The organism is Bradyrhizobium sp. dw_411, assembly GCF_018449695.1.
In the GTDB taxonomy this organism is placed as follows: Bacteria; Pseudomonadota; Alphaproteobacteria; order Rhizobiales; family Xanthobacteraceae; genus Bradyrhizobium.
On record NZ_JAAVUY010000012.1, the window covers coordinates 59,464 to 71,111 of the forward strand.

General features: G+C 61.6%; 12 protein-coding genes. 11 read left to right on the plus strand and 1 reads right to left on the minus strand.

Going from position 1 to position 11,648, the window contains the following annotated elements; genetic code table 11:
- Positions 1-92 precede the first annotated feature (92 nt).
- From HB676_RS20860 to phoB, 11 genes are all read left to right on the plus strand, one after another.
- Positions 93-1,490 (plus strand): OmpA family protein, encoded by a 1,398-nt coding sequence (locus HB676_RS20860; protein WP_213739995.1) that lies wholly within the window; start codon positions 93-95, stop codon positions 1,488-1,490.
- 2 nt (positions 1,491-1,492) lie between these two features.
- Entirely contained in the window at positions 1,493-1,789 is a 297-nt protein-coding gene (locus tag HB676_RS20865) for a hypothetical protein (RefSeq protein ID WP_213739997.1), read from the plus strand.
- Between the two features lie 35 nt (positions 1,790-1,824).
- Positions 1,825-2,340, plus strand: a complete 516-nt coding sequence (locus HB676_RS20870) for a DinB family protein (RefSeq protein WP_213739999.1) — start codon at positions 1,825-1,827, stop codon at positions 2,338-2,340.
- A gap of 271 nt (positions 2,341-2,611) precedes the next feature.
- Complete coding sequence (locus HB676_RS20875; protein ID WP_213740001.1) at positions 2,612-3,664, plus strand: lysylphosphatidylglycerol synthase domain-containing protein; 1,053 nt, start codon at positions 2,612-2,614, stop codon at positions 3,662-3,664.
- Positions 3,665-3,698: 34 nt separating this feature from the next.
- Positions 3,699-5,006 carry an ATP-binding protein gene (locus tag HB676_RS20880; RefSeq protein ID WP_213740003.1) on the plus strand — a complete coding sequence of 436 codons (1,308 nt, stop codon included), beginning with the start codon at positions 3,699-3,701 and terminating at the stop codon, positions 5,004-5,006.
- Between the two features lie 115 nt (positions 5,007-5,121).
- On the plus strand, positions 5,122-6,132 hold the full coding sequence (gene pstS / locus HB676_RS20885; protein WP_213740005.1) for a phosphate ABC transporter substrate-binding protein PstS: 1,011 nt from the start codon (positions 5,122-5,124) through the stop codon (positions 6,130-6,132).
- A gap of 244 nt (positions 6,133-6,376) precedes the next feature.
- Positions 6,377-7,366 (plus strand): phosphate ABC transporter permease subunit PstC, encoded by a 990-nt coding sequence (pstC, locus tag HB676_RS20890; protein ID WP_213740223.1) that lies wholly within the window; start codon positions 6,377-6,379, stop codon positions 7,364-7,366.
- Positions 7,367-7,368: 2 nt separating this feature from the next.
- Entirely contained in the window at positions 7,369-8,214 is an 846-nt protein-coding gene (gene pstA, locus HB676_RS20895; RefSeq protein WP_213740007.1) for a phosphate ABC transporter permease PstA, read from the plus strand.
- Complete coding sequence (pstB, locus tag HB676_RS20900; protein WP_213740008.1) at positions 8,211-9,035, plus strand: phosphate ABC transporter ATP-binding protein PstB; 825 nt, start codon at positions 8,211-8,213, stop codon at positions 9,033-9,035. Before pstA ends, pstB begins: the two co-directional genes overlap by 4 nt.
- Before the next feature lie 11 nt (positions 9,036-9,046).
- Positions 9,047-9,763, plus strand: coding sequence for a phosphate signaling complex protein PhoU (phoU, locus tag HB676_RS20905; protein WP_213740009.1), 717 nt, complete (start codon positions 9,047-9,049; stop codon positions 9,761-9,763).
- A 79-nt stretch (positions 9,764-9,842) separates the two neighbouring features.
- Complete coding sequence (gene phoB, locus HB676_RS20910; RefSeq protein ID WP_213740010.1) at positions 9,843-10,544, plus strand: phosphate regulon transcriptional regulator PhoB; 702 nt, start codon at positions 9,843-9,845, stop codon at positions 10,542-10,544.
- Between the two features lie 425 nt (positions 10,545-10,969).
- Here the strand turns inward: phoB and HB676_RS20915 are convergent, their stop codons facing one another.
- Positions 10,970-11,479 carry a GcrA family cell cycle regulator gene (locus tag HB676_RS20915; RefSeq protein ID WP_213740011.1) on the minus strand — a complete coding sequence of 170 codons (510 nt, stop codon included), beginning with the start codon at positions 11,477-11,479 and terminating at the stop codon, positions 10,970-10,972.
- Between the last annotated feature and the right edge of the window lie 169 nt (positions 11,480-11,648).

Below are 11,648 nucleotides of genomic sequence, written 5' to 3' on the forward strand. Positions count from 1 at the left end.
CCGTACCCCCTTTATTGCCGAAGTTCGTGTCAGGGGATGCATGGCAGGTCACGAATTTCGGAAACGGGGAATCAGGCCCCGCGGGACATCGAATGCACGGACTTTTCAGGTGGAGCAGCAAATGGTGGCCGGGTGTTATTCCACTGATTGTCTTGTGGGCTTTGGCCGCATGGAACAACACCGTGCCCCTGGAATCCGATCTGGCCGCCCGCAGCACAGCCGCACTTAAGGATACCGTGCTCGACAAGAGCAGAATAGCGCTCGCGGGCCGCGACGTGACATTCAGCGCCGAAGCCTTCTCCGAAGAAGGCCGGCGCAGCTCGGTGGCCGCAGTGGAAGCGGTGCCGGGCGTGCGGCTGGTGGACGACCAAACCCGTCTGGTTCCTGAAGCCAAGCCGTTCGTCTGGTCGGCGGAACGGGACGTCGTCAGGGTTACCTTGAGCGGCAATTCGCCGCTGCCGGCCAGCAAGGGCAAATTGCTGGAAGCGGCCCGCGCGGATCTTGGTGGCGTCGAAGTCGTCGATCACATGAATCTGTCGCGCGGCGCGCCACCGCGTTTCGACAATGCTGCATTGCTGCTGCTCGATCAGATCGCCAAACTGAAAGACGGCAAGATCACCCTTTCGGACACCAAGGTCAGCCTGTCCGGCATGGCGCGTGACCTTGGCGGCCGGGAAGCGATTGCGGCCGCGCTGAAAAATCTTCCCGAAGGATTTTCGGTTGCCAGCAACGAGATCAAGGCGCCGCCCTATATCTTCCAAGCCTACAAGGATCCGGTTGCGCTGACACTGACGCTGACCGGCTATGTGCCCGACAACAATGTCCATGCGGCGCTGGTCGCGGCAGCCGGCCGCAAGTTCTTCAGCGAAAAGGTGGTCGACAATCTCAAGGCCAGCGTCGGCGCGCCCGCCGGATTTACCAACGCGGTGGTCGCGGCGCTGGGTGCGCTTTCACGGCTGTCGACCGGCACGCTTGTGGTGTCGGACCGGGAAGTGAAGCTGTCGGGCGATGCATTTTACGATGCGGCGCCGGCCCAGATTCGTGCCGGCTTTGCCAAGGATCTCCCGCAGGGCTGGCAGTCCAAGGCGGACATTCCGGTCAAGCCTGCCGCCGCTCCGGTGGATGCCACCGTGTGTCAGCAATTATTGTCGGATTTGCTGGCCAAGGGAACCATCCGCTTCGAATCCGGGCTTTCCACCCTCGATCCGGATTCGGCCGGGTTGCTCGATCATCTGATCGAAACCGCACTGCGCTGTCCGACCATCAATATCGAGATTGCAGGTCACACCGATGCCGATGGCCCCGAGGGCTTCAACAAGGCCCTGTCGGAAAAGCGGGCGGAGGTGGTGACGGATTATCTTGTGAGAGCCGGATTGCCCGCGAGCCGCTTCACGGCGGTGGGCTATGGCAGCACCCAGCCGGTTGCGTCGAACGACACCGACGAAGGCAAGTCGCATAACCGCCGCATCGAATTCGTGGTGAAGGAATAACGATGATCTATCTCGCGACATTTCACTGGGGCTGGCTGCTGGGATCGCTGCTGCTGGGTTTTGCGATGGGCTGGATCGCGGTGGTTCAGCGCGGTCAGGGCGTATCGAAGGTGACGTCGCGATGGCTGGCGGTGTTGGCGGCGGCATTGGTTGCCGCGGCGCTGGCCCACGTGATCCCCGGCCGCCCCGGCTATTGGCTCGATCTCGGCCTTGTCATGTTTGCATTATATCTGGCTGGCTGCACGGTGGGATCGTGGCTGCGCGCCTGGGTGGTTTCAGGCCACGCGCCGGCCGCTTGAAAGTAGCGGCGATCTCTGGATCCCTGAGGCAGACCATGACTCTCGCGGCTCATTATCAGATGTTCGGTCATTACAATGCCTGGGCCAACGGCCGGCTTTATGAGGCGGCCGCAGCACTGAGTACCGAGCAATACCGCGCCGATCGCGGCGCCTTCTTCAAATCGGTCCACGGTACCTTGAACCATCTCCTGGTAACCGACCGTGTCTGGATGCACCGCTTTACCGGGGAGGGCGGCGCACCGGATCGGCTGGATGCGATCCTGTTCGAGAGTTTCACCGAGCTGCGCGCGGTGCGTGAGGCGGAGGACCAGCGGATCATCGATTTCGTCGACCGGCTCGATGACGGACGCATCGCGGGCACGATCAGATATCGCCGCGTCTCCACGCCGGAGCAATTCGAGCAGCAGATGGCTCCGGCGCTGGCCCACTGGTTCAACCACCAGACCCACCATCGTGGACAGGTCCATGCCATATTGACCGGTCTCGTCGGCAAGGCGCCAGAGCTCGATTTGTTGATTTTCCAGCGGCTGTCGGGCCTCTCAGCCGCCTGAAATCGGGAAAACCCCATTTGCCGCCGATGGGGTTGTGTCATCAGACTATGCTAGACTGGGGCGAATGCCCCAAAACTGTGCGTTCTGCTGCTCTGAATCTGGCCTAATATATTGAAGGAACGTGTTTTATTCACATCAAGCGAATTCCACTCCGGCTCAAAACAAGCTACGACATCCCGGCAGGGAGCAAGCGTGGCGCTGGCGGCGGCGAAGTTCGCCCGGCATCCACCGTGGTGAGATCGTGGTTCTGGGATCGTAATTCGAGGTGTAGATGCTGGAAGCAATACGCAGGGCGATCTCGTTTCTGCGCCACAAGCAAATCTTGCATAAACTGGGTGTTGTGGTCAGCGTCACGGTCATCGGGATCGCGTGCTACGTACTTTATCATATGCTCAAGGGCATCGACACCGAAGAGGTCATCGAGGCCATCAAGGGCACCGAGCCCAAATCGATCGCTCTCGCGGCGTTGTTCGTGGCCGCGGGCTATTTCACCCTGACATTCTATGATCTGTTCGCGGTGCGCGCGATCAACCGTCCCGATATCCCCTACCGCGTCAACGCGCTCGCAGCCTTCACCAGCTATTCGATCGGACATAATGTCGGCGCCAGCGTCTTTACCGGTGGCGCGGTGCGCTACCGCATTTATTCGGCCTGGGGGCTGAACGCGATCGACGTCGCCAAGATCTGCTTTCTGGCCGGCCTGACGTTCTGGCTTGGCAATGCCGCGGTGCTGGGACTTGGGATCGCCTACCACCCGGAAGCGGCGTCCTCGATCGATCAGCTTCCGCCGTGGATGAACCGCATGGCCGCGTTCGCTATCATCGTGGCGCTGGTAGCTTATGTGGTCTGGGTCTGGACCCAGCCGCGGCGGGTTGGCCGCGGGCCCTGGACGGTGCTGCTGCCGGGCGGTCCGCTGACGTTGCTGCAGATCGTGATCGGCATCGTCGATCTCGGCTTTTGCGCCCTGGCGATGTACGTGCTGGTTCCGGATGAACCCAATCTCGGCTTTGTCGTGGTGGCCGTCATTTTTGTCTCGGCGACGCTGCTTGGCTTCGCCAGCCATTCCCCGGGAGGTCTTGGGGTGTTCGACGCCGCCATGCTGGTCGGCCTGTGGCAGATGGACCGGGAGGACCTGCTGGCCGGAATGCTATTGTTCCGGGTCCTCTATTATCTTGCTCCCTTTGTCATATCTGTAATCTTACTGACGTTTCGGGAGGTTATCGTCGGGACGCGGCTGAAGCGCCTGCGGCAGGCGACGGCTGGCTCCGGGGAACCGAAACACAAAGCCGTGTACGTGAGAGAGCGCGGGGATTCCGGCGCCTGACGATACGGACGCGAATGGGAAGAGAACCGGCCTGATGGCAATAGATGATTCTTCTTCATCGTCCTTTTTCTCGCCTTGGCCGGACCGGCTGCGGCATTCGGCCATCATCCTGATTGCGGCCGGCATGGCGCTGGCGGCCCTGGTCACCTTCGGCGAATTGTCGCCGCTCCGCGCCGTCGCGGTGTTTATCTGCATCGCTGCTGCTGCGCTGGTGCCGTGGCGATTGCATAACGTGTCCGCGTCCCGCGAGGATGTCCGCGGGGTCAACCCGGTGGAGTCTGCCGCGGTCAGCGCCATTGTCGCCGGCATGCCGGATCCCGCCGTTCTCCTCGACCGCGCCGGTCGCGTCATTCATCTCAATGCCGCCGCCGCACAGCTCGCGCCGGCGCTGCGCCGCAACGAGCTCGCCCAGTTCGCGCTGCGCTCGCCCGAGATCATCACGGCGCTGCGCGAAGCCATTGCGACCACGGAAACCAGGCGTGCGACCTATCTCGATCACGTGCCGGTCGATCGCTGGATGGAATTGATCATCACGCCGGTGCCGGTACCGACACTGTTCGGTGGCGCCGACAAATGCATGCTGATGACATTCCACGACCAGACGCCGCTGCGCCGGGTCGAGGAAATGCGCGCCGACTTTGTGGCCAATGCCAGTCATGAATTGCGCACGCCCTTGGCGGCCCTGTCGGGCTTCATCGACACGCTGCAGGGGCCGGCCAAGGATGACGTCAAGGCGCGCGAGCGCTTTCTGGGCATCATGCACACCCAGGCGACCCGGATGGCCCGGCTGATCGACGATCTGTTGTCGCTGTCACGGGTCGAACTGTCAGCCCATGTGCGCCCGGACACGCTGGTGGATATCGTGCCCATTATTCGCCAGGTGGCGGATGGGCTTGAGCCGCTGGCAGGGGAGCGTCAGGTCGAGATCGATATCGATTTGCCGGAGACGCCGGTGGCGATCGCGGGGGACCGCGAGGAATTGTTGCGGCTATTCGAAAACCTGATCGAAAACGCGCTGAAATACGGCGCGTCCGGCGGCAAGGTCATCGTCTCGCTCAGTCAGGCGATGTCGGGCGAAAACTCCCCCGAGGTGCGGGTCATGGTGCGCGATTTCGGGCCTGGTATCGCGCCCGAACATCTGCCGCGGCTCACCGAACGGTTCTACCGGGTGGATGTCGGCGACAGCCGCGCCCAGGGCGGAACCGGGCTCGGTTTATCGCTGGTGAAACATATTGTTAACCGGCATCGCGGCCGGCTTTTGATCGAAAGCGTGCCGAAAAACGGCGCTACTTTTACCGCCTGTTTTCCCCAGGCAAAGACCTCCGCTTCGGCATTAAGTTAAGCAATTTCAATAGCCTAACGCTGTCATCCATCTGTCACCAAACCTTCGTAAAAGGGGCACCGACCGCCCCTAAACGGGCGACGTGAGCGCTTCGCTTACGAGATGGAGACCAGCAATGAATTTCATGAAAACGATCGTCGCTGCCGGCCTGGTCGCCGCATCGACGTCGGCGTTCGCCGCCGACATCACCGGAGCGGGTGCGACGTTCCCGTTCCCGATCTATTCGAAGTGGGCCGATGCCTACAAAAAGGAAACCGGCAACGGTCTGAACTACCAGTCGATCGGTTCGGGTGGTGGCATCAAGCAGATCGAAGCCAAGACCGTGACGTTCGGCGCCACCGACATGCCGCTCAAGGTCGAGCAGCTCGAGAAGGACGGTCTGGTGCAGTGGCCGATGGTCATGGGCGCGATCGTGCCGGTGGTTAATCTTGAGGGTGTGAAGCCCGGCGAGCTGGTGTTCGACGGCGATACCCTTGCCAACATCTATCTCGGCAAGATCACCAAGTGGGACGATCCGGCGATCAAGAAGCTCAATCCGAACGTAAAGCTGCCGACCGACGCCATCACGGTGGTCCGCCGCTCGGACGGATCGGGCACGACGTTCAACTTCACCGACTACCTTTCCAAGGTGAGCGCGGAGTGGAAGACCAAGGTTGGCTCCGGCACCGCGGTTGAATGGCCGGCTGGCGTTGGCGCCAAGGGCAATGAAGGCGTTTCCGGCAATATCGGCCAGACCAAGAACTCGATTGGTTATGTCGAATACGCCTATGCCAAGCAGAACAAGCTGACCTATGCGGGTCTGATCAACAAGGCTGGCAAGGCTGTGCAGCCGAGCGTGGAGGCCTTCCAGGCCGCCGCCTCGAATGCCGACTGGGCCAAGGCTCCCGGTTATTACGTGATCCTCACCGACCAGCCGGGTGAAAAGTCATGGCCGATCACGGCCTCGACCTTCATCCTGATGCATAAGGAGCCGGCCGATAAGGCGGCCTCCGCGGAAGCCGTCAAGTTCTTCACCTGGGCTTTCGCCAAGGGCGACAAGATGGCTGAGGAACTCGACTACATTCCGATGCCGGACCCCGTGGTCAAGCTGATCGAGAAGACCTGGTCGGCCGATATCAAGAGCTAAAGATCGCTCTCGCTTCCCGTCGTTTGCGAACGTGCCATCCGGCGCGTTCGCGGGGCGGATCAAACCAGCAAACTCCGGAATCCAGGACTGCCGCAGTGCACTTGGATTCCGGGTTTTGCCCCCAAAGCGGATGCCGGAACGACGCGGCTGGATCAGTCGGTAAAAACTATTCCAAGAAACTACCTCGACGCGTGGCGACATCTTCGCCGCTTTGAACTAGACAGAGGACATTGGCGTGGCAGACATGGCCGTTCAGAGCGATGTGATGGAAGCTGCCGGACCTTACGATCGCGCCCGGGCGCTCAATGCCTTCAGGCTCGGCGATGTCACGTTTTACTGGATCACCCGCGCTTGCGCGATCTCGGTCCTCCTGATCCTCGGCGGCATTATCCTATCGTTGATCGCGGGCGCTTGGCCGGCGATGAAGGAATATGGCTTCGCATTCCTGTGGACCCAGCGCTGGGCGCCTTCCGCCGATCCGCCGGTGCTGGGTGCGCTCGGCCCGATGTACGGCACGCTCGTCACCTCCTTCATCGCGATGCTGATCGCGATCCCGGTCGGGCTCGGTATTGCGATCTTCCTCACCGAGCTCTGTCCGCAATCGCTGCGCCGCCCGATCGGCATCGCGATCGAACTGCTCGCCGGCATCCCCTCGATCATCTACGGCATGTGGGGCTTCTTCGTGCTCGGGCCATTTCTGGCCTACACGTTCCAGCCGTTCATGATCTGGCTGTGCGATGGCATTCCGGTTCTGGGATCGATCTTCGGCGGACCGCCGTCCTATCTCAGCCTGTTTAACGCCGCGCTGATTCTGGCCATCATGGTGCTGCCGTTCATCACCGCGATTTCGGTCGACGTGTTCAAGACCGTGCCGCCGGTGCTCAAGGAAGCCGCCTATGGCGTCGGCTGCACTACTTGGGAAGTGGTACGAAATGTGGTCATTCCCTACACCCGGGTCGGCGTCATCGGAGGCGTCATGCTGGCGCTCGGCCGTGCGCTCGGCGAAACCATGGCGGTCACCTTCATCATCGGAAATTCATTCCGCATCTCGTCGTCGATCTTTGCACCCGGCACCACGATCTCGGCGGCGATCGCCAGCGAGTTTGCCGAGAGCGACGGCCTGCATCAGTCCGGTCTGATCCTGCTCGGTCTGCTGCTGTTTGTGCTCACGTTCTTCGTGCTGGCGGCTGCGCGGCTGATGCTGTTGCGGCTGGAAAAGAAGGCGGGGAATTGAGCATGAACCCGATCTACAATGCCCGCCGCCGCCGCGACATCATCATCCGGGCGCTGTGTTGGGGCGCCGCACTGTTCGGCGTCACCTGGCTGGCGCTGATCCTGTTCACCCTGTTGTTCAACGGGGTGGCCGGGCTGAGCCTGCAACTCTTCACCGAGAACACCCCGCCGCCGGGCGCCAATGAAGGCGGCCTGCTGAATGCGATCGTCGGCTCTGTTATCATGACCGTGATCGGCGTCGGCATCGGCGCGCCGCTGGGTCTGTTCGCCGGGACATATCTGGCCGAATATGGCAGGAACGATCGCCTCACCTCGGTGATCCGCTTCATCAACGACATCCTGCTGAGCGCGCCGTCGATCATCATCGGCCTGTTCATCTACGGCGCGATCGTGATTCCGATGGGCGGTTTCTCGGCGCTCGCCGGCTCATTGGCATTGGCCGTGATCGTGATCCCCGTGGTGGTGCGCACCACCGAAGACATGCTGCTGCTGGTGCCCAATCCGCTGCGCGAAGCGGCTTCCGCGCTGGGCCTGCCGCGCTCGCTGGTCATCAAGCGCATTGCCTATCGCGCGGCGCGTTCCGGCCTGATCACCGGCGTGCTGCTGGCGACCGCCCGCGTCGCCGGTGAAACCGCGCCGCTGTTGTTCACCGCGCTCAGCAACCAGTTCTTCAGCCTCAGCCTGAACAAGACGATGGCCAACCTGCCGGTCACCATCAACAATTTCGTGCAAAGCCCCTATGCCTACTGGAAGCAGCTCGCCTGGAGCGGGGCCCTGATCATCACGCTCACCGTGCTCGCCTTGAATATTGGCGCGCGCATTCTGGGCGCCGAGAGGACTGCAAAATGAACGACCTTTCCGTATCCGTGAGTGTTCCAAACGCGCCGGCTTTGTCGGGCTCCAGTCAGGCGGATGTGCCGGCCAAGGTCACCGCGCGCGGCCTCAACTTCTATTATGGCGAACATCACGCGCTGAAGAACATCAACATCACGCTGGGCACCAACCGCGTCACCGCGTTCATCGGGCCGTCCGGCTGCGGCAAGTCGACTTTGCTGCGGATTTTCAACCGGATGTACGACCTCTATCCGGGCCAGCGCGCCACCGGTCAATTGATGCTCGACCAGACCAACATCCTCGATCCCAAGCTCGATCTCAATCTGCTGCGGGCGCGGGTCGGCATGGTGTTCCAGAAGCCGACGCCATTCCCGATGACGATCTACGAGAACATCGCGTTCGGTATCCGGCTCTATGAGAAGATTTCAAGGTCCGAGATGGACGGCCGCGTCGAGAAGGCGCTGCGCGGCGGCGCGCTGTGGAACGAGGTCAAGGACAAGCTGAACTCCAGCGGCCTCAGCCTGTCCGGCGGCCAGCAGCAGCGGCTTTGTATCGCCCGTACCGTGGCGGTGCGGCCCGAAGTGATCCTGTTCGACGAGCCGTGCTCGGCGCTCGATCCGATATCGACCGCCAAGGTCGAGGAATTGATCCAGGAGTTGGCGGAGGACTACACCATCGCCATCGTTACCCACAATATGCAGCAGGCCGCGCGCGTCTCCGACAAGACCGCCTTCATGTATCTGGGCGAACTGATCGAATTTGACGAGACCAACAAGATCTTCACCTCGCCGAACGATCGACGCACCCAGGACTACATCACCGGCCGGTTCGGCTAAGGAGAAACAGGATGGCTTCGGAACATACCGCCAAGGCGTTCGACAGCGATCTGCAGGAACTGACCCGGCTGGTCGCGGAAATGGGCGGCCTCGCCGAGCGCATGATCGTCGAATCCGTCGATGCCCTGATCCGCCGCGACGTCGCGCTCGGCAAGCGCGTGGTTGTTGCGGACGCGGAAATCGACAATTTGCAGCGCGTGATCGAAGAGCGCGCGGTATTGACCATCGCGCGGCGCCAGCCGATGGCGGTGGATCTGCGCGAAATCGTCGGCGCGATGCGCGTCGCCACCGATCTCGAGCGGATCGGCGATCTCGCCAAGAATATGGGCAAGCGCGTCGCGGCGCTGGAGAGCGATTTCCAGCCGCTGAAGCTGATCCGCGGCCTCGAACACATGACCGACCTCGTGCAGTCGCAGGTCAAATCCGTGCTCGACGCCTATGCGGCGCACGATTTGCCGGCCGCGATGGCGGTGTGGAAGGGCGACGAGGAAGTCGACGCCATCTGCACTTCGCTGTTCCGTGAACTTCTGACCTACATGATGGAAGATCCGCGCAATATCAGCTTCTGCATCCATCTGATGTTCTGCGCCAAGAACATCGAGCGGATCGGCGACCACGCCACCAACATCGCGGAAACCGTCTTTTACATGATCGAAGGCCAGCAGATTCTCGACAAGCGCCCGAAGGGCGACATGACGGCCTTTGCCACGACTGTCCCCGGTAGCTGAAGCCGCGTTTTCGAGGTGAGATCATTCACGTGAAGAAAACCCGCCCACATAATCCATCTAAAACGAGAAGGTTATTCACATGAGCGCGCGCATTTTGGTGGTGGAAGACGAGGAAGCGCTCACCACGCTGTTGCGCTACAACCTCGATGCCGAAGGGTATGACGTCGAAACCGTCGGGCGCGGCGATGATGCCGATACCCGCCTGAAGGAACGTGTTCCCGACCTGATCGTGCTCGACTGGATGCTGCCGGGTCTGTCCGGGATCGAATTGTGCCGGCGGCTGCGGGCGCGGCCGGAAACCCGGCAATTGCCAATCATCATGCTGACCGCGCGTGGTGAGGAGAGCGAACGGGTTCGAGGTTTGGCGACCGGCGCCGACGATTACATCGTCAAGCCGTTCTCGGTGCCGGAATTGCTGGCGCGGGTACGGGGCTTGCTCCGCCGCGCAAGTCCTGAGCGCCTCGCCACCGTGCTCACCTATGGCGATATCGAACTCGATCGCGAGAAACGCCGCGTCGCCCGTTCGGGTCGTCCGGTCGATCTCGGTCCGACCGAATATCGCCTGCTGGAGTTTTTCCTGGAGCATCCCGGCCGCGTGTTCAGCCGCGAGCAGTTGCTCGACAGCGTCTGGGGCCGTGACATCTACATCGATGAGCGCACCGTGGACGTGCATATCGGGCGCTTGCGCAAATTGCTGAATCCCGGCCGCGAGCAGGACCCGATCCGCACCGTGCGCGGCGCCGGTTACGCGCTGGACGACCGGTTCGCGAAGGTGGAGTAGCTGGTCGTCCTCGAAACGACGGCCTCATGCTGAGGAGCGCCGATAGGCGCGTCTCGAAGCATGGACCAAACTTCCATCCTTCGAGACGCGCGCAAGTACGCGCTCCTCAGAGTCTGACTCATAATTCGCAGGACGGCCGCACTTTGGCATTTTTGTCCTGCGGCAGTCGATCTGGCTTCGCTTATCTTGATTCTAAAATTTCAGAACCACACGCTAATCGATTCTAAAGTTGCGCGGGAACCGGTACTTAAAGCCACACACGGTGGCTCCTGCCAATTATCAGTCAGGCTCTCAGGATGAGGTGTGAAACTGTCGATCCAGATTTTGAGAATGGTTGCCCAACTGGGCATAACCGCGACTACCGGCGGCTATAGGTCCCGGCCTTCGCCGGGACGACGACAGATATTATGACACAACAGCAGTTCTTACCGCGTCGGCTTCGGCTGCTGGCGGCGACGGTCGCTCGCCGGCTGATAGGCGATCCGCGAGTGATGGGCGCAGTAGGGCAGGCTGGTCAGCGCCTTGCCGCCGCAGAAGAAGAACTCGGAACTGGAGGGATCGCCGATCGGCCAATGGCAGGTCGCCTCGTTGAGTTCCAGCAGCGACAGCCGCTGGCTCATCGGCACGACATTGTCATAGGCGACCGGATCCGGCTCAAGCTCGACCTCGAAGGCGTGGGCCAGCGCGGTGTTGCCGCGCGAAACCGGGCGCGATACCCGCATCATGTGCTGAGCCGGCCGAGCCTTGCGTTGCCGCGGTGCCGCCGAGGAGGGACTCTTGGCGCGACCGGAAAGTCCCAGGCGGTGGACTTTGCCGATCACCGCATTTCGGGTCACGTTACCAAGTTCTGCGGCAATCTGGCTCGCCGAAAGCCCGGCTTCCCAGAGTTTCTTCAGTTGCTCGACGCGATCGTCAGACCAGGTCAGTACCGTCATCGCACTCTTTCCTTCGCGTTGCGCCGGCCGGTCAGGGGCCGCGCTGCGGTGCCAAAGCTCTAAAAATCCCAGCGGACAGAATCCCTTAGCCCTCGCCGGGCGCGAAATTTGCGCCCGAACGTTTACGCCAAACACCAGCGACTAAGAGGGTCAGTACTGCCGCACGAGA

Coding starts and splice junctions, on each gene's coding strand:
- HB676_RS20860 (WP_213739995.1), top strand. CDS start 93: ATGCACGGACTTTTCAGGTGGAGCAGCAAATGGTGGCCGGGTGTTATT.
- HB676_RS20865 (WP_213739997.1), top strand. CDS start 1,493: ATGATCTATCTCGCGACATTTCACTGGGGCTGGCTGCTGGGATCGCTG.
- HB676_RS20870 (WP_213739999.1), top strand. CDS start 1,825: ATGACTCTCGCGGCTCATTATCAGATGTTCGGTCATTACAATGCCTGG.
- HB676_RS20875 (WP_213740001.1), top strand. CDS start 2,612: ATGCTGGAAGCAATACGCAGGGCGATCTCGTTTCTGCGCCACAAGCAA.
- HB676_RS20880 (WP_213740003.1), top strand. CDS start 3,699: ATGGCAATAGATGATTCTTCTTCATCGTCCTTTTTCTCGCCTTGGCCG.
- pstS (WP_213740005.1), top strand. CDS start 5,122: ATGAATTTCATGAAAACGATCGTCGCTGCCGGCCTGGTCGCCGCATCG.
- pstC (WP_213740223.1), top strand. CDS start 6,377: ATGGCCGTTCAGAGCGATGTGATGGAAGCTGCCGGACCTTACGATCGC.
- pstA (WP_213740007.1), top strand. CDS start 7,369: ATGAACCCGATCTACAATGCCCGCCGCCGCCGCGACATCATCATCCGG.
- pstB (WP_213740008.1), top strand. CDS start 8,211: ATGAACGACCTTTCCGTATCCGTGAGTGTTCCAAACGCGCCGGCTTTG.
- phoU (WP_213740009.1), top strand. CDS start 9,047: ATGGCTTCGGAACATACCGCCAAGGCGTTCGACAGCGATCTGCAGGAA.
- phoB (WP_213740010.1), top strand. CDS start 9,843: ATGAGCGCGCGCATTTTGGTGGTGGAAGACGAGGAAGCGCTCACCACG.
- HB676_RS20915 (WP_213740011.1), bottom strand. CDS start 11,479: ATGACGGTACTGACCTGGTCTGACGATCGCGTCGAGCAACTGAAGAAA.